This window comes from Pseudomonas sp. AM14(2022), from assembly GCF_036346455.1.
Taxonomy (GTDB): Bacteria; Pseudomonadota; Gammaproteobacteria; order Pseudomonadales; family Pseudomonadaceae; genus Aquipseudomonas; species Aquipseudomonas putida_A.
The window spans coordinates 268,629-285,150 of the sequence record NZ_JAOTNY010000006.1 but is presented as its reverse complement, the minus strand read 5'-3'; the positions used below and the strand labels follow the sequence as shown (position 1 = coordinate 285,150).

At 61.0% G+C, this 16,522-nt stretch carries 13 protein-coding genes and 2 pseudogenes; 2 read left to right on the top strand and 13 right to left on the bottom strand.

Going from position 1 to position 16,522, the window contains the following annotated elements; all coding sequences use genetic code 11:
- Nucleotides 1-199 precede the first annotated feature (199 nt).
- Entirely contained in the window at nucleotides 200-1,291 is a 1,092-nt protein-coding gene (locus V3W27_RS15025; RefSeq protein ID WP_330206940.1) for a DUF1615 domain-containing protein, read from the top strand.
- A gap of 7 nt (nucleotides 1,292-1,298) precedes the next feature.
- Here V3W27_RS15025 and V3W27_RS15020 read toward each other — a convergent pair whose 3' ends face one another.
- The 11 genes from V3W27_RS15020 to V3W27_RS14970 all read right to left on the bottom strand — a co-directional run bounded on the left by V3W27_RS15020 (nucleotide 1,299) and on the right by V3W27_RS14970 (nucleotide 14,029).
- Nucleotides 1,299-2,000 carry an anti-sigma factor gene (locus V3W27_RS15020; protein WP_330206939.1) on the bottom strand — a complete coding sequence of 234 codons (702 nt, stop codon included), beginning with the start codon at nucleotides 1,998-2,000 and terminating at the stop codon, nucleotides 1,299-1,301.
- Nucleotides 1,997-2,530 carry a sigma-70 family RNA polymerase sigma factor gene (locus tag V3W27_RS15015; RefSeq protein ID WP_330206938.1) on the bottom strand — a complete coding sequence of 178 codons (534 nt, stop codon included), beginning with the start codon at nucleotides 2,528-2,530 and terminating at the stop codon, nucleotides 1,997-1,999. Before V3W27_RS15015 ends, V3W27_RS15020 begins: the two co-directional genes overlap by 4 nt.
- A gap of 179 nt (nucleotides 2,531-2,709) precedes the next feature.
- The gene (locus V3W27_RS15010; RefSeq protein ID WP_225138259.1) at nucleotides 2,710-3,231 is read right to left on the bottom strand and encodes a DUF3455 domain-containing protein; all 522 of its coding nucleotides are present in this window, start codon (nucleotides 3,229-3,231) and stop codon (nucleotides 2,710-2,712) included.
- A 168-nt stretch (nucleotides 3,232-3,399) separates the two neighbouring features.
- On the bottom strand, nucleotides 3,400-5,034 hold the full coding sequence (locus V3W27_RS15005; protein WP_330206937.1) for an ABC transporter ATP-binding protein: 1,635 nt from the start codon (nucleotides 5,032-5,034) through the stop codon (nucleotides 3,400-3,402).
- A gap of 14 nt (nucleotides 5,035-5,048) precedes the next feature.
- Nucleotides 5,049-6,071: an ABC transporter permease gene (locus V3W27_RS15000; protein ID WP_096797383.1), complete on the bottom strand. Its 1,023-nt coding sequence runs from the start codon at nucleotides 6,069-6,071 to the stop codon at nucleotides 5,049-5,051.
- On the bottom strand, nucleotides 6,071-7,135 hold the full coding sequence (locus V3W27_RS14995) for a microcin C ABC transporter permease YejB (protein ID WP_330206936.1): 1,065 nt from the start codon (nucleotides 7,133-7,135) through the stop codon (nucleotides 6,071-6,073). Before V3W27_RS14995 ends, V3W27_RS15000 begins: the two co-directional genes overlap by 1 nt.
- A 1-nt stretch (nucleotide 7,136) precedes the next feature.
- The gene (locus V3W27_RS14990) at nucleotides 7,137-9,002 is read right to left on the bottom strand and encodes an extracellular solute-binding protein (protein WP_330206935.1); all 1,866 of its coding nucleotides are present in this window, start codon (nucleotides 9,000-9,002) and stop codon (nucleotides 7,137-7,139) included.
- 124 nt (nucleotides 9,003-9,126) lie between these two features.
- Nucleotides 9,127-11,838, bottom strand: coding sequence for a TonB-dependent receptor (locus tag V3W27_RS14985; protein WP_330206934.1), 2,712 nt, complete (start codon nucleotides 11,836-11,838; stop codon nucleotides 9,127-9,129).
- A 206-nt stretch (nucleotides 11,839-12,044) separates the two neighbouring features.
- Complete coding sequence (locus V3W27_RS14980; protein ID WP_003223575.1) at nucleotides 12,045-12,446, bottom strand: ExbD/TolR family protein; 402 nt, start codon at nucleotides 12,444-12,446, stop codon at nucleotides 12,045-12,047.
- On the bottom strand, nucleotides 12,446-13,153 hold the full coding sequence (locus tag V3W27_RS14975; protein ID WP_247268277.1) for a MotA/TolQ/ExbB proton channel family protein: 708 nt from the start codon (nucleotides 13,151-13,153) through the stop codon (nucleotides 12,446-12,448). Before V3W27_RS14975 ends, V3W27_RS14980 begins: the two co-directional genes overlap by 1 nt.
- Before the next feature lie 51 nt (nucleotides 13,154-13,204).
- Nucleotides 13,205-14,029 (bottom strand): energy transducer TonB, encoded by an 825-nt coding sequence (locus V3W27_RS14970; RefSeq protein WP_027613873.1) that lies wholly within the window; start codon nucleotides 14,027-14,029, stop codon nucleotides 13,205-13,207.
- Nucleotides 14,030-15,121: 1,092 nt separating this feature from the next.
- Between V3W27_RS14970 and V3W27_RS14965 the strand changes: the two genes are divergently transcribed.
- Complete coding sequence (locus V3W27_RS14965) at nucleotides 15,122-15,745, top strand: glutathione S-transferase N-terminal domain-containing protein (RefSeq protein WP_103369787.1); 624 nt, start codon at nucleotides 15,122-15,124, stop codon at nucleotides 15,743-15,745.
- Nucleotides 15,746-15,878: 133 nt separating this feature from the next.
- On the opposite strand, the pseudogene V3W27_RS28215 reads toward V3W27_RS14965, so the two are convergent.
- Together V3W27_RS28215 and V3W27_RS28210 are read right to left on the bottom strand one after the other, a co-directional pair.
- Nucleotides 15,879-16,169 (bottom strand): annotated as a pseudogene (locus V3W27_RS28215) (CBS domain-containing protein); the annotation flags it as partial.
- 84 nt (nucleotides 16,170-16,253) lie between these two features.
- Nucleotides 16,254-16,388 (bottom strand): annotated as a pseudogene (locus tag V3W27_RS28210) (CBS domain-containing protein); the annotation flags it as partial.
- Nucleotides 16,389-16,522 lie beyond the last annotated feature (134 nt).

Here is a 16,522-nt window from a genome sequence, read left to right as displayed (position 1 = left end):
GTGAATTTCCCGATCCGAATGGAAACCTGTAGTGAGGGGATTTATCTCCGATGGCGCGCGGAGCGGGTCGCTTTGATATTGGAAGGCTGCTGCGAAGTCCATCGGGGATAAATCCCCTCACCACTAAGGTCACAGTCCTAGCCTGCGTCACCCCTTTGATCGTATGGTGAACCCGCCTCAACGCACGCCAAGGAGCGCCATGCACATCCCTCGATTAATCATTACCCTTGCCGCGCTACTGGTGCTCGCCGGTTGCGCCGGCCAGCGCAGCCAGGAGCCGGCACCGCGTGCGCCGGCTGAAGTGAAGGCCGAAATAGTGCGGCTGATGCCGGCGAAAGTGCCCGACCGTCAAGGCTGGGCCACCGACATCTATGCCGCGTTCGCCGCACAGAACATCAGCCCGACCACGCAGAATCTGTGTTCGGTGCTGGCCGTGGCCGAGCAGGAATCCACCTTCCAGGTAGACCCCACGGTGCCAGGCCTGGGCAAGATCGCCCGCGACGAAATCGACCGTCGTGCCGCCAAAGTGCATATTCCCAGTCTGTTGGTCAGTGGCGCTCTGCAAGTGCGCTCCACCAACGGCAAGACCTACAGCGAACGCCTGAACGCGGCACGCAGTGAAAAAGAACTCAGCGCCATTTTTGACGACTTCATCGGCAGAGTGCCGATGGGCCGCACCTTGTTCGGCGGCTTCAACCCGGTACACACCGCCGGACCGATGCAGGTCAGCATCGAATTCGCCGAGCAGCACGCCAAGGAGTATCCGTACCCGGTAGACGGCACGATCCGCCACGAAGTGTTCACCCGCCGTGGCGGCATGTACTTCGGCATCGCCCATTTACTTGGCTACCCGGTGAGTTACCGCGAGCCGCTGTACCGCTTCGCCGACTTCAATGCCGGCTGGTACGCCAGCCGCAATGCCGCGTTCCAGAACGCCGTCAGCCGAGCTTCGGGCATCCCGCTGGCGCTGGATGGCGACTTGATTCGCTACGACTCGATCATGCCTGGCAGCACCGAACTGGCGGTGCGCACCCTCGGCAAGTCGCTGGGCATGCGCAACCCGACCATTCGCGATCAACTGGAGAAGGGTAAGACCCTGGAATTCGAAGAAACCAAACTCTACCAGCGCGTGTTCGAACTGGCCGAGAAGGCTGAAGGCAAGACCTTGCCACGCGCGGTGTTGCCGGGGATCGTTTTGCAGAGCCCGAAAATCACCCGCAAGCTGACCACGGCGTGGTTCGCCAAACGCGTGGACGAGCGCTACAAGCGTTGCATGGCCAAGGCCGGTTGACGCGGCTTCAAATCACTTTGACGGCTCGGCCAATGGCCTGAATCGGCCCGGTCGGTTTACCGATCGGCGAGCCATTGGCGCCTTCCAGCGTCAGCTCGAACAGCTGATTCGGTTGCAGCGGCGGCAATTTATCCAGCGGCACCGAGAGCGTCTGCCCCGGTTTGACCAGCCCCAGCGACACCGGCCCTTGCCAGCCGTCAGCCTTGGTCCAGAACTCCAGCGCCTTGTCCGCCGGCACTTCGACCACGCCCAGCGGGATTAACTGAATTTCCCGTGGATTACTGGCCTGAATCACCCAGCCTGGCGCCTTGTCCTGCGGCGCGACCAGCACCACCAGATAATTCGGCTTCGGCGTGGTCTGAGTCAGCAGGATCGAGCCCAAAACCAATGTGGCGACCAAGCCGGCCGCACTCAAGCCGCGCCACAGCGGCAGCAGATTCCACCACGAGGTTGACGGCGCAGCCGGCGCTTTTTGCGCGAACCGCTCGACACTGCGCTCGATGCGCGGCCACAAGTGCGGCGAAGGCTGCTGCGTCCCGGCAAATTCGGTCAGGTCGAGCAAGCGTCGCTCCCAGGCATCCACCGCCGCTTGCAGTTCGGGGTCGTGTGGCAAGCGCTGTTGCAGCGCTTCACGCTCCGGCGCCGACAGAGTGCCGAGCACGTACTCGCTGGCCAGTTCATCACGTTCCTGCGCCGATTCAGTGGTCATCCCATGCACTCCCGCAAAGCGTTGAGACTGCGTTTGATCCAGGCTTTGACCGTGCCCAGCGGCGTGCCCAACCGTTGGGAAATCTGCGCGTGGCTGTAGCCGTCGACATAAGCGTGGAGGATGCAGCTTCGCCGCTGCGGGTCGAGTTGTTCCAGACAACGATGGATCCGCGCCGAATGGCCCTGCACATCGAAGGCGTCCTCGTCAGGCTCGGCATCGTGTTCTTCGTTGAACGGCGTCTCCCGGTTTTGATCACGCAACTGGTTCAACGCCAGATGGCGGGTCACGCTAAACATCCAGCCGCGCGCTGAACCGCGCGCCGGATCAAATTGCGCCGCAGCGTTCCAGATCTTGATGAACGCCTCATGCACGATGTCTTCGGCCAGCGCCGTGTTACGTACCAGCCGCCTGGCCACGCCGAGCAGGCGCGGGCCTTCCTGCACGTACAAATCGCGCAGAGCCTGACGCTCGCCGCGAGCACAGGCAGCGAGGCGGGCTTCGTAATCGAATTCAGATTCGGGCAAGGACATGTCGTGCAATCTAGCTCACATTCCGCAAACATCCAGACAACCCGGGGCCCGCTGTGGACTCCTCTGTGGGAGGGGGCTTGCTCCCGAGGGCGCTGTGTCATTGAAACAGATGCTGGCTGACACGCCGCCTTCGGGAGCAAGCCCCCTCCCACAAGGAAAGATTTGAGTGGGCCAGAAACTCAGTTCGCCGCCCAGAAAATGTAGTCGGCCTGATACTTCACCACTTCCTGCTTGCCCTTGTTCGCTGCTGTGCATTCACTGCCCGGCGCCACGCCGCCCTTGAGCGCGACACGCTGGATGTAGCTCACGCCACTCATCGCGCCTTTGCCTTCAGCCGGGTTGGCCTTGACCAGTTGATAGGGCAGGTTGCCCGGGCTCGACGGAGCGACGGCCAATTGCGTGCCGGTGACTTTCGAACCGTCCTTGGCCTGCCAGGTGGCGGGCGGGCCGAAGTAGGTGCCGACCTGCTTGCCGCTGCGATCATTGAGCACCGCTTTCGGGCCGACGAAGGTCCATTCGGTCTGCCCGGCGGCATTGGGCTTGTCGCGGCATTCGTAAGTGATCTCGCCGACCCCGGTGGTTTCCATCGCGATCTTGTGGCCTTCCGGGACTTTGATTGCGTCGGGATAGTTGCTTTGGGCGAAGGTTGTCGAGGACAGGGCGAGCAAACCGGTGAGGCCAATCAGTTGAGTGATGTTCATCAGTGTTATCTCCGAAAGGGGTAGACCGCTGACAGCCGAAGAGGGCTGTTACAGGGACTACCCGTGGCGGAGGCGTTTGGATGCAGTGCCCGACAAATATTTTCCACCTCCACCGATCTCCCCCTGTGGGAGCGGGCTTGCTCGCGAAGGCGTTCTGTCAGTCGATATTCATGTCACAGGCATATCGCATTCGCGAGCAAGCCCGCTCCCACAGGGATTTGCGTCGGGCTTGAGGCCGGAGGCTTTCAGCAGTTCCTGGGTGTAGGGGTGGGCTGGCGCAGCAAAAATCTCCCGCGACGAACCCTGTTCCACGACCTTGCCATCCTTGATCACCAGCAAGTCATGGGCCAGCGCATGCACCACCGCCAGGTCATGGCTGATGAACAGATAGGTCAGCCCATGCTTGATCTGCAGTTGCCGCAACAGCTCCACCACTTGTTTCTGCACCGTGCGATCCAGCGCCGAGGTCGGTTCGTCGAGCAGGATCAGCGCCGGCTCCAGCACCAGCGCGCGGGCGATGGAGATGCGCTGACGCTGGCCGCCGGAAAACTCGTGGGGGTAGCGATGACGGCTCTTGGGGTCAAGGCCGACTTCTTCGAGTACGCGAATCACTGCTGCTTCGCGCTCGGCTTCGGTGCCGATGCCGTGGGTCAGCAAGCCTTCGGCAATGATCTGCTGCACCGACATACGTGGGCTCAGGCTGCCGAACGGATCCTGGAACACCACCTGAATCTGTCGCCGCAAGGGGCGCATCAAGCGTTGATTGAGCAGGCTCAGCTGCTTGTTGCCGAAGCGGATATCGCCCTCGGATTCCACCAGCCGCAGGATCGCCTGGCCCAGCGTCGATTTGCCCGAACCGGATTCGCCGACAATCCCCAACGTTTTGCCGCGTTGCAGGCGGAAACTGACTCCGTCCACGGCTTTGATGTACGCCTGCGAACGACTCAACAACGCCTTGGGCAGTGGAAACCAGACCTTCAGATCATCGACTTCCAGCAGGTTGTGCTGGTACGGGCTCGACACCGGCGCACCGCTCGGTTCAGCTTCGATCAGCAAGCGGCTGTAAGGATGCTGCGGCGCGCGAAACAGGGTCTCGCAGTCAGCCTGTTCGACGATTTCGCCGTGGCGCATCACGCACACCCGTTGCGCGATGCGCCGCACCAGATTGAGATCGTGACTGATCAGCAGCATCGACATGCCGAGCCGCTGTTGCAGTTCGATCAGCAGCTCGAGAATCTTCTGCTGCACGGTCACGTCCAGCGCCGTGGTCGGCTCATCGGCGATCAGCAGTTCCGGTTCGTTGGCCAGTGCCATCGCAATCATCACCCGTTGCCGCTGACCGCCGGAGAGCTGATGCGGATAGGCTTTCAAACGCTGCAACGGCTCGCGAATGCCCACCAGTTCCAGCAGCTCCAACGTGCGCTCACGGGCTGCGCGGCCCTTGAGGCCCTTGTGAATCTCCAGCACTTCACTGACCTGTCGCTCCACGGTGTGCAGAGGATTGAGCGAGGTCATCGGCTCCTGGAAAATCATCGCAATCCGGTTGCCGCGCAAACCGCGCATCTGCTGCTCGCTGGCGTGCAGCAAGTTCACCCCGTTATAAGCGATCGAACCGTTGCTGCTGACGGTTTTGCCCGGCAACAGGCGCAAAATCGAATGCGCCGTCACCGACTTGCCCGAGCCGGACTCGCCGACCAGCGCCAGACACTCGCCACGACGAATGTCGAGGTTCAGACCGTGCACCACTTCCTGCCCGGCGAAGGCGACACGCAGGTCGCGGATTTCAATCAGGTTGTCGCTCATGTCAGCTCCTCGGATCAAGATCGTGGATCAAACGCATCACGGCAAGCCTCACCGATGAACACCAGCAACGACAGAATCAGCGCCAAGGCAAAAAACGCTGTCAGCCCCAGCCACGGCGCTTGCAGATTGCGCTTGGCCTGGCCGATCAGTTCGCCCAGCGAGGCGGTCCCGGCGGGCATGCCGAAACCGAGGAAATCCAGCGCGGTGAGGGTGGCGATGGCGCCGGTCAGAATGAACGGCAGGTAGGTCAGGGTGGAAGTCATCGCATTGGGCAGGATGTGCCGCAGCATCAGTTCGCTGTCGGTCAGGCCCAGCGCCCGCGCGGCTTTGACGTATTCCAGATTGCGGCCACGCAGAAACTCGGCGCGCACCACATCCACCAATGCCAGCCAGGAAAACAGCGCCATGATCCCCAGCAGCCACCAGAAACTTGGCGAGACAAACCCGGACAAGATGATCAGCAGATACAGCACCGGCAGCCCCGACCAGATCTCCAGCACCCGTTGCCCAAGCAAATCCACCCAACCGCCGTAATAACCCTGCAACGCCCCGGCAACGATGCCGACCAGCGCACTGATGCCGGTGAGGATCAGCGCAAACAGAATCGAAATTCGTGTGCCGAAAATCACCCGCGCCAACACGTCCCGCGCCTGATCGTCGGTGCCCAGCCAATTGCTCGAAGAGGGTGGGCTGGGTGCCGGTTCAGTCAGGTCGTAATTGACCGTGTCGTAGCTGAACGGGATCGGCGGAAACAGCATCCAGCCGCCCTGATCCTCGATCAGCCCGTGCACATAAGCGCTGGCGTAATCAGGCTGGAACGGCAGTTCGCCGCCGAAATCGGTTTCCAGGTATTCGCTGAGGATCGGGAAGTAGTAGGCGCCGTGGTAGCGGATCACCAACGGTTTGTCGTTGGCAATCAGTTCGCCGCCGAGGCAGATCAGGCACAGGCCAATGAACAGCCACAGTGACCAGCGTCCACGGCGGTTGGCCTTGAACTGCGCGACCCGGCGCTGACCCAAAGGAGAGAGTGTAAACATCAGGCAGTCCTCGCCGAGAAGTCGATGCGTGGGTCGAGCAGGGTGTAGCAGAGGTCACCGATCAGCTTGATCAACAGGCCAAACAGGGTGAACAGAAACAGCGCGCCGAACACCACCGGATAGTCACGCGACACCGCCGCCTCGTAACTCATGCGCCCGAGGCCGTCGAGGTTGAAGATGGTTTCGATCAGCAAGGAGCCGGCGAAAAACACCTCGATCAGCGCCGAGGGCACACCGGCCATCACCAGCAGCATCGCGTTGCGAAACACGTGGCCGTAGAGCACGCGACGCTCGGTCAAACCCTTGGCCCGCGCGGTGATCACGTATTGGCGGCTGATCTCGTTGAGGAAGCTGTTTTTAGTGAGGATGGTCAGGGTGGCGAAACCGCCGATCACCAGTGCCGTGACCGGCAACACCAGGTGCCAGAGGTAGTCGCCGATCTTGCCCAGGGTGCTGAGGCTGTCGAAGTTATCCGACACCAGGCCCTGCACCGGAAACCAGTTGACGTAGCTGCCGCCGGCGAACACCACGATCAGCAGCATCGCAAACAGAAACGCCGGCATCGCGTAGCCGATGATGATCGCCGTGCTGCTCCAGACATCGAACGCGCTGCCGTTGCTGATCGCTTTGCGGATGCCCAGCGGGATTGAAATCAGGTAGGTGATCAGCGTTGCCCACAGGCCGAGCGACAACGACACCGGCAGTTTCTGCACGATCAGATCGGTGACCTTGGCGCCGCGAAAGAAACTGCTGCCCAGATCCAGCTGGGCGTAGTTTTTCAGCATCAGCCACAAGCGTTCGTGCATCGGTTTGTCGAAGCCGTAGTGGTGTTTGATTTCCTCGATCAGCGCCGGATCGAGGCCACGGCTGCTGCGCCCGGCACCGCCAACCGCGGCGACTTCGCCACCACCGCTCATGCCGTGCCCGCCGAAACCTTGCAGGCGGGCAATGGCTTGCTCCACCGGGCCGCCCGGTGCGGCCTGCACAATCACGAAGTTGACCACCAGAATGCACAGCAGCGTGGGGATGATCAGCAGCAAACGTCGACTCAGATAACGCAGCATGTCACTGGCCCCCCGCGAGCTGGGTGTGCATCTGTTGCGTGGTCAACGGCTTGGCCGAGACCTCCCACCAGGTGTTGAGGCCTTCGTCGTACGCCGGTTGCACCGGCGGCATGCCGAAGCGGTTCTGATACACCGTCGGCGTGCCCTTGGAGTAGTAGTTGGGAATCATGTAGTAACCCCATTGCAGCACCCGGTCGAGGGCGCGGGCGTAATGCACCATGGCGTCGCGGGTGTCAGCCTTGACCAGCCCGTCGATCAGTTGATCGACCGCCGGGTTGGCCAGCACCATCGAGTTCGAACTGCCGACTTGCGTGGCACTTTGCGAGGCATACAGGCTGTACAGCTCGCGGCCGGGGGAGACGATCGGGTCGCCACTGCGCGGGAAACTGGTGACGATCATGTCGTAGTCCCGGGCGTTGAGCCGATTGACGTATTGCGCCGAGTCGATCCGCCGTAGATTGAGGGTGATGCCGATCTGCGCGAGGGTGCGTTTGAACGGCAGCAGCATGCGATCGAAACCGCCCTGACCGTCGAGGAAGGTGAACTCCAGAGGCTCGCCGGCGGCGTTGACCATTCGGCTGTGTTGCGGCGTCCAGCCGGCCTCGGCGAGCAGCTTGAGGGCTTGCAGCTGCTTGTCGCGGATGTAGCCGCTGCCATCGGTTTTCGGCGCCTGATACACCGTGGTGAACACCTCGTCGGGAATCTGTCCGCGCAGCGGTTCGAGAATCTTCAATTCTTCGGCGTCGGGCAGGGCGGTCGCGGCCATTTCACTCTTCGGCCAGAAGCTGTTCTGGCGCACGTAGAAGCCGCGCATCATCTGCTTGTTGGTCCATTCGAAATCCCACAGCAGGCTGATCGCCTGACGCACGCGGCGATCCTGAAAAATCGGGTTTTGCAGGTTGAACACGAAGCCTTGGGCGGCGGTGGGTTTTTCCGGAGCGAGGATCGCCTGCTGCAAGCGACCGTCACGCAGCGCCGGACTGTCGTAACCCACCACATAACCGGACGAGGAAAACTCGCGGTTGTAGTCGAAAGCCCCGGCCTGCAACAGTTGCCGGGCGACGTCGGTGTCACCGTAGAAATTCACCGTGAGCGTGTCGAAGTTGTACATCCCGCGACTGACCGGCAGGTCTTTGCCCCACCAGTTCGGGTCGCGCTGGAAACTGATGCTGCGTCCGGCATCGACTTTGCTCACGCGGTACGGGCCGCTGCCCAGCGGCGGTTCGAAGCCACCGCCGTTGGCGAAATCGCGAGTCTTCCACCAGTGCTCGGGCACCACGCGCAGTGTTGCCAGGTCCAGCGCCAGGGTGCGGTTGAGGTTGTTCTTGAAGGTGAAACGCACCTGCCGTGGGCCTTCGATCAGCACGTCCTGCACGTCGGCGTATTGCTGGCGATAACTGAGGCTGCCCTTGGTCATCAGCAGGTTGAAGGTGTAGCGCACGTCTTCGGCGGTGATCGGCGTGCCATCGGCGAAGCGAGCCTTGGGGTTCAGGGTGAAGCGCACCCAGAGGCCTTCGGGATCGCGCTCCATCTGTTGCGCGACCAGACCGTAAACGGTGTAGGGCTCGTCGAGCGAACGGAACGCCAGCGGCGCATAAACCCAGTCGTTGACCTGCACCACGGAAATGCCTTGATCGGCATACGGGGTGATGTAGTTGTACTGGCCGATTTCCATCGACGCACGACTGAGTGAACCGCCCTTGGGCGCGTCGGGATCGACGAAATCGAAATGCTGGAAACCCGCCGGATACTTCGGCGCCTCGCCGTACACCGTCAGTGCGTAGCTGCCGGCGGCCAGTGCCGAGGGGCCGGTGCACAGCAGTGCACTGCCGAGCAGCAGGCTAGCCATGTTGCGCAAAACACTCATGCAATCACTCCTCAAAATCCCTGGAAAAGCTCAGCTCAACCTGTGGGAGATCTACTGTGGGAGGGAGCAAGCCCCCTCCCACAGTGGAAACATCTCCCACAGGAGAGACACCCGGTGCTCTCGGTCAGAAGTGATACGTCATGCGCGCAAACAGCGTGCGGCCCAGCGGGTCGGTGTAGCGCGGGTCATAGCCGCTCTGGAAGTTGTAGGCCTGGTTGGAGAACGGCGGGTTGCGGTCGAACATGTTCTTCATCCCCGCATCCACGTCCAGCACCTTGTTGAAGGTGTAGCCGGCCGACAGGTCCCACACCGAATAAGACGCCACGCGCGCATGGGTATCGCGGTCGTAGTCGTTGTAGCCGGTGGTGAAGCGGTTGGTCAGCGACGCACGAGCCGCGCCGAAGGTCCAGCTGCCGGTGAGGTTGTGTTTCCAGCGCGCGATCACGCCGTCCCCTTCGAAGTCGCCGACCTTGTCGGTGAACGGGCCTTTGATGGTGCTCTGGAAATCGTACTCGTCCACGTAGGTGCCTTGCAGCCCCAGACCGAACTGGCCGTAAGGGGTGTTCGGGAAGCGGTAATCCAGCGACACATCGACACCGTTGGTTTCGACGATGCCGAGGTTGGCGTTGCCGGTGACGATGTAGTTGAGCGTGCCGTCGGCGTTGCGCACGAAGCGATCCGGGTAGCTGCCGGCCTGATCGAACACGGTGGATTCGGGGAACGGCTGGATCTGGTTGGAAATGTGAATCCACCAGAAATCCAGCCCCACCGACAGGTTGCTGACCGGCTGATAGACGAAGCCCAGGGTCACGTTGCGCGCCTTCTCCGGAGCCAGATCTTCATTGCCGCCGATCTGATTGAGGAATTGCTGGCCGCAATCGCGCCCGCCGTTGCCGCCCGGTTGCACCACGCCACCGGTACACAGCACCGGGTCGTTGTAGTAGCCCTGGGTGTAGGTGATGCTGCGCGGCGAATACAGCTCGTAGAGCGATGGCGCACGGAAGCCTTCGCTGTACGCGCCACGCACTACCAGCTCTTTGAGCGGCTGATAACGGAACGAGTATTTCGGGTTGGTGGTGCTGCCGAAGTCGCTGTATTTGTCGTGACGCACAGCGGCGGACAGTTCGAGGCTGTCGAGCACCGGCACGTTGATTTCGGCGTACGCGGCTTTCACGCTGCGGTCGCCCTCGACGCTGCCGGCCGGGTCGATACCGAGGCTCTGAATGTCGCCGGCAAACTGTTCGAAGTCCTGGTGGAATTTCTCTTTGCGGTACTCGCCGCCCAGCGCCAGACCGGAGGGACCGGCACCGAACCAGTCGCCGATTTCGCGGCTGATCCGCCCGTCAAATCCGGCGACCCGACCAACAGCCGTGGAGTAGGCGCCGTGATACATGGCCTGGTCGATGTACTGCTGACCGGCGGCCGATTGCGGGCCGAACGGGTTGAGCAGACCGCTGGCCAGACCGTTGATCATCGCCTGATCGCTGACATAACCGCTGGTGACGCTGGAGACAATTTTGTTCTGGTTGTACGAGGCGCCGACGTTGTAATCCCAGCCGCCGACCAGACCGTCGAAGCTCAGCAGAAAGCGCTGGCTGGTGTTCTGGTCTTTCGATTCACGCGGGCCGGCAGCGGTTTCGCGCCAGTTGACATCGACCGGTTGCGTCGGGTCGAGGGCGAAACCAGTCGGGCCGGGGGTGATGCCGTTGCCGGGGTAGTAGGGCGATGACGAATCCAGGCTCAAACCGGTGAGCGGGGCCGGGCCGACCGCCGTGGCGTTGTTGTTGCGTGACCAGAAGTATTCGAGGTTGACGTTGTGGTCATCCGCCAGCTTGCCGGTGGTCTTGCCGAAGAACGACGTTTTTTCGGTTTGCGGAATCAGGTCGATGTATTCGCGGGTGCTGAAGCGGCACAAGCCGTCGCGGGCCACCAGGTTGGGGCCGTTGCAATTGCTGTTGGCCAACGGGTTGGTGGCGTTGCCGTTCTGGCTGTAGTTGCCGGGGAACGCGGTGCCGGAGGTCTGATCCAGACCGCGGCCGGGCACATAGTCGCGGGCGAAGGAGCGGTCGTTGGCGTCGAGGTTCTGCTGCTTGTTGTAGTTGAACACGCCGAGGACGTTGAAGCGGTCTTGCTCCAGATCGCCGTAGCCCCAACTGGCGCTCATGTCTTTGGTGGCACCGCCGCCGCTGTGGGTCGGGGTTTCGCCACCGAGGGTGAGCTGGCCGTCGGTCATGGATTTCTTGGTGATGAAGTTGATCACGCCGCCGATGGCGTCGGTGCCGTACAGGGCTGATGCGCCGTCGCGCAGAACCTCCACGCGCTCGATCGCGGCAAACGGGATCATGTTCAGATCCACCGCGCCGCCGGCCGAGTTGGTGCCCGACAAGGCGTTGTTCGCCAGGCGTCGACCGTTGAGCAGCACCAGCGTCTTGTTCGCGCCGATGCCGCGCATGTCGGCAAACGAAGCGCCACCGGTGGCGGCGCCGACCGAGCCGGCGCTGTTGTTGATCGACTGGCTGCCGGTGATCCGCTGCACCAGTTCGGCGGTGGTGGTCACGCCCTGTTTGCGCAACTCATCGGCCTTGAGAATGGTGATCGGCACCGCCGTTTCCGCATCGACCCGGCGAATCGCCGAACCCGTCACTTCCACCCGTTGCAGTTGCGTGGTCGGCGCCACCACCGCTGCCGCAGCGGGCACGGTGGCGTTGTCATCCTCGGCGGCTTGCACAGTCCCGGCGCTCATCCCCATGGCCACCAGATACAACGGAACAAAACGGTGACGAGAGATCGTTGCCACCAAAGGTTTGAGCGTGAAGCGTGGAGTGTTCATCAGCATGGTTGTTTCCGACTTGTCAGACGTTATCGAATTGGCCTTGTGAGCCCCTCATTGCTCCGCTTTCGGTGATACCGCGTGCGGAAAACCACTTTCTTCAAGCAAGCCGATCCCCTCCGAAGACGCCTGGCGTTTTTTCGGTCGGCTGATTGCGACGGGATTCTTCAGCGGTGCCGGGCGCGCTTCTCAAGGTGCGCCCGGCACCGCACTCAGTGGGTGGTCATCACCGAAATCTTGCTGATGCCCGAGCGTTCGATGGATGCCATGGCCTTGGCCACCTGGCCGTAGTTGACGTTGGCGTCGGCCTGCAACTGTACGCGTACTTCGGCGTCCTTGGCCTTGACCTCCTTGAGGCTGGCTTCCAGCGATTCCGGCGCCAGTTCGGTTTTCGCCAGGTAGAACTTGCCGTCCTGATCGACGCTGACCACCACTGGGTCTTTCTTTTCGGCGGGAGCGACGGCGTCGGTTTTCGGCAAATTGACCTTGATCGCATTGGTCATCAGCGGCGCGGTGACGATGAACACCACCAGCAGCACGAGCATCACATCCACCAGCGGCGTGACGTTCATTTCGCTGAGCACTTCATCGCTGTCTTGGGTAGAAAAGGACATCAGCTGGCCTCCCGCACGGCGGCTGTGGTTTTGCTGGCGATGGCCTGGCGGCTGATGGAGAACGCGCTGCGTGAGGCCAACGCATCGAAATCGTGGGCGAAGTCATCCATGTCCGCCGAGGCGAGTTTCAGGCGGCGCAGGAAGAAGTTGTAAATCAGCACTGCCGGGACCGCGACGGCGATCCCCACGCCAGTGGCGATCAGTGCATGACCGATGGGGCCGGCGACCGCTTCAAGGCTGGCCGAGCCGGTTTCGCCGATGCTTTGCAGGGCTTCCATGATTCCCCACACGGTACCGAACAGGCCAATGAACGGCGCGGTGCTGCCGATACTGGCGAGAATCGCCTGACCGTTTTCCAGCGAGCGGCGTTCCTTCTGAATCTGCTGGCGCAGGTTGCGCTCCAGGCGATCGGAACGGTTGATGGTGTGCGCCAGTTGTTGCGTGGTACGCGGCGATTCTTCCACCAGCAAGGCTTCGAAACCGCTGCTGGCGATGCGTGCCAGCGAGCCCGGATACTGGCTGGCGTGTTCGGCAGCGGTGAGCAGATCCGGCGCGCCCCAGAAGGCTTTGCTGAACTGTTTGTTCTGGGCTTTCTGGCGCAGGTATTGCGCCGACTTGACCAGCAGGATCGCCCAGCTGACCACGGAAAACAGCACCAGGCCCCAGAGCACACCGGGGACAATCATCGAAGACAGTGAATGGTTCATCGCTACACCTCGCTTGCATTAAGTCGGTTGTGAGTTCGTTGGGTTGTGCCGTTATTGCGGCAATTTGAAATCGATGGTCTGGGTGGCGAAGCCGTCAATCGGCGTGTCACCGCGTTTGGCCGGAATGAACTTCCAGTTCTTTACCGCCGCGACGGCGGCGTCATCCAGTTGCGGCTTGCCGCTGGACTTGGTCACTGTCACCGAGCCGGCGCGACCGTTGGCCAGCACCTGAATGCGCAGCACCACGCTGCCTTCCCAATTGCGCCGCAGCGCCAGCGACGGGTATTCCGGCGGCGGGTTGCCAAGGCTGGCGAGACCGGAAATCGCTGCCGATTCCTTGACCGGGGCAGGCGCTGCGGCCGGGGCCGGTGGCGCGCTCGGTGTCGCCGGCGCAGCGGGAGCGGCCGGTTGTGCCGGGGCGGGCGGAGCTTTCGGCGGCTCGACTTTCTTCACCGGTTTGGGCTTCTCGACCGGTTTCGGTTTTTCGATCGGCTTGGGTTTCTCTACCGGTTTTGGCGGTGGCTTGACCGCGTCTTCGTCTTCCACCGGTTGTTCAGGTTCCGGAGGGGGCGGCGGTGGCGGTGGGGGCGGCGGTTCCGGTGTGGGCGGTGCCGGCGGCGTGGGGCTGCTCAGCTCGACGGTCATTTCCGGAATCTGCGGCGGAGTCGGCAGTGGCTCGGGCCGGGTCTGCTGGAAAAACCACCAGGCGCCGCCGTGTATCAGCGCCGATACCGCCACCAGCAACAGCATTTGCTGTTTGTTCAACCCGCCGGGTTGCGAGGTATTGGCCGTGAAGGCTGGCCTGTCCGGTGACAGCGGGATTGGCGCTTCCCGTAACGACCCCGGCAGGGTTCTGTGCTTTACCGCATCGTTCATTAAAGCTCCCTCGGGTTGATGAAGGGCAATAAGGTGCCGTCCGAACATTGGGGTGATGTTCGAGTGGGTGGGTGTAACTTTTTTCAAGGTGTACGCAGGCCGATAGTTGAACTATCTATAGAACAGGGCTTGCTTACAGTTACTGGCTTAGAGCCATCGACTTCGAGTGTTCATTAGCCATTCCCTGGTTGTTCTTCTATCGCTTGAGATCAGTGTTGGTGTCTCATGCTTGTGCTTTTTGCATGTAGCAACCGCTGTGCCAGATGTTGCCGAAATGTATAGGTCTTATTTCATCAGTGTTACCCATGTCGCATTTATATAAGTTTTGCCTTTGTCGTGTATTTCTCCGGCCAACAGTTTCCCGAAACTCCATTGAGTGGAGTTTTTTCAGAGGCGAGTCAGGCTCTACGCGGTATCACGCTGATCGGCGGGATAGAGCGGCGGCTTGGCTAACGGCCCGGGCACTTGCTGGTGCGCGGCGGACTGATTTGGTGCGGGTCTGTGTTTTAGCGGGTCACGGCGTATGTTCCTTGTTCTTTTTTAAATGAAATCACTGTTTCCAGTGCTGAATAATTCAACTCACTGGAGCCGTTTTGGTGCACTTGCAAAGTCGCTGAAAGTTATTGTCCGACAATCCAGCCTGCGTTCATTAATACGGCGCTGGTGCAGGAATTTTTGCAGTTGTATTTAAAAAATAAATAACACGCCGTTGTCAGCGAAGCGTCATCGCCAATCACGGTGTGTGGTCATGGAGTCAGGTAATAAAGTAGAGGCACTGGCCGCCGGGACTGTTCGAATGAACTCGGCGTTGTTGATAAACAAGCAAGCAGAGGCTGATGCGGCAGAGCGTTTGAAGATTCACGCGGTGAACTCCTTGTTGCCAGCTCGGATACGCGAACTTTTGGTTCGGTATCGCACCTTACAAGAACGCGGATAGCGTTCGATGATTGCTCTTGGTGCGGGATGGGCACCGCCAGCGCTGTTTTGCGAGGTTTGAATTCGCAAGTCGCCAATGCATGGGAAAAACGTGCCAAAGCGGATACACCCGCTATAAATAGGGCTACACAGATCTGTCGAGATCGAGGAGGGGGCATGTATCAACTGTACGGACATCGCAATTCAGGTGCCGCAGCCATCGAGGCGGCGCTGGAGTTATGCCAGATCGCCTATCGCTTTATCGATATCGAAGCCTCAAGCGAAGCCGCCGAGGCACTGGCGCGCCTCAATCCACTGAAGCAGGTGCCGACCCTGCAATTGCCCGATGGCAGTGCGATCACCGAGAGTGTGGCGATTCTGATTCATCTGGGCCTGAGTTTTCCCGAGTCCGGTCTGTTGCCGGCCAAGGCGGCTGATCGCGATCAGGCGATTCGCGGCATGGTCTACATCGCCAGCAATTGCTATGCAGCCATCGGCGTCATCGATTACCCCGAGCGCTGGCTGGTGATGCCGGACGAAGCCTCACGGCAGAACCTGATGGCCGGCGCACGTGAGCGCCTGCACTGGAGCTGGGAAGTGTTTGCCGATCAGTTTTCCGCCGAGTTGTACCTGGACGACGAAACGCCCGGCGCGCTGGACGTGCTGGCGGCCGTGGTGACGCGTTGGGCGGGCAGCCGCGAGTACTTGCGCCAGAGCCGTCCGGGGTTTTATGCGTGGTTGCAGCGCATCGACCGGCACCCGGTGCTGGCACCGGTCTTCGCCCGGCATTGGCCGTCCTGAACACCCTGTTAACCAATGTGGGAGCGGGCTTGCTCGCGAATGCGGTTTGCCAGTCAGAGATTTTTCGACTGATACACCGCATTCGCGAGCAAGCCCGCTCCCACAGGGGAGGCGGTGCATGGGCGAAAGGAGATTATTCCCCGCGAATGTACTGCTCCAACTGCTTGATCAGCTCCGCTTGTTCGGCAATCGCCTCTTTCACCAAGTCGCCGATCGACAGCAGACCGATCAGCTTGCCGTTCTCCACCACCGGCAAGTGGCGCAGGCGTTTGTCGGACATGATGCCCAGGCAGGTGTCGACGGTCTGGTGGGTGTCCACGGTGATGACGTCCTTGACCATGATCTCACTCACTGGTGTACCCACGGACGAACGACCTTTGAGTACCAGTTTGCGCGCGTAATCACGCTCACTGATGATGCCTACGACTTCTTCCACTTCTTCGAATTGTTTACCTGTCTTGACGTCCTCGGTTATCTCCTCGGCATTCAGCAAAGTTTTGGTCTTTTTCACCACGAGCAATGCGCCGACGTTCTTGGCGGCCATGTCCATCAAGGCTTGCAGAACCATGTCGTCAGGCGAGATGGTGTGCACTTTCTGATTTTCCTGGACTTTGAGTTTGAGCAGTTGGGCGACGGTCTTCATGGCGGTTACTCAGGTGTTGTCGTTGTTCTTCAAGCATCGTAGACCCTTGCGCGCAGGGCAAGGTGGCAAAGCGGCAGATAGCACGCAAAAAACGTCATTTGGCGGTTTTTCCGCCTTTGCTCTAACCCTGTGGC

Coding starts and splice junctions, on each gene's coding strand:
- V3W27_RS15025 (WP_330206940.1), top strand. CDS start 200: ATGCACATCCCTCGATTAATCATTACCCTTGCCGCGCTACTGGTGCTC.
- V3W27_RS15020 (WP_330206939.1), bottom strand. CDS start 2,000: ATGACCACTGAATCGGCGCAGGAACGTGATGAACTGGCCAGCGAGTAC.
- V3W27_RS15015 (WP_330206938.1), bottom strand. CDS start 2,530: ATGTCCTTGCCCGAATCTGAATTCGATTACGAAGCCCGCCTCGCTGCC.
- V3W27_RS15010 (WP_225138259.1), bottom strand. CDS start 3,231: ATGAACATCACTCAACTGATTGGCCTCACCGGTTTGCTCGCCCTGTCC.
- V3W27_RS15005 (WP_330206937.1), bottom strand. CDS start 5,034: ATGAGCGACAACCTGATTGAAATCCGCGACCTGCGTGTCGCCTTCGCC.
- V3W27_RS15000 (WP_096797383.1), bottom strand. CDS start 6,071: ATGTTTACACTCTCTCCTTTGGGTCAGCGCCGGGTCGCGCAGTTCAAG.
- V3W27_RS14995 (WP_330206936.1), bottom strand. CDS start 7,135: ATGCTGCGTTATCTGAGTCGACGTTTGCTGCTGATCATCCCCACGCTG.
- V3W27_RS14990 (WP_330206935.1), bottom strand. CDS start 9,002: ATGAGTGTTTTGCGCAACATGGCTAGCCTGCTGCTCGGCAGTGCACTG.
- V3W27_RS14985 (WP_330206934.1), bottom strand. CDS start 11,838: ATGCTGATGAACACTCCACGCTTCACGCTCAAACCTTTGGTGGCAACG.
- V3W27_RS14980 (WP_003223575.1), bottom strand. CDS start 12,446: ATGTCCTTTTCTACCCAAGACAGCGATGAAGTGCTCAGCGAAATGAAC.
- V3W27_RS14975 (WP_247268277.1), bottom strand. CDS start 13,153: ATGAACCATTCACTGTCTTCGATGATTGTCCCCGGTGTGCTCTGGGGC.
- V3W27_RS14970 (WP_027613873.1), bottom strand. CDS start 14,029: ATGAACGATGCGGTAAAGCACAGAACCCTGCCGGGGTCGTTACGGGAA.
- V3W27_RS14965 (WP_103369787.1), top strand. CDS start 15,122: ATGTATCAACTGTACGGACATCGCAATTCAGGTGCCGCAGCCATCGAG.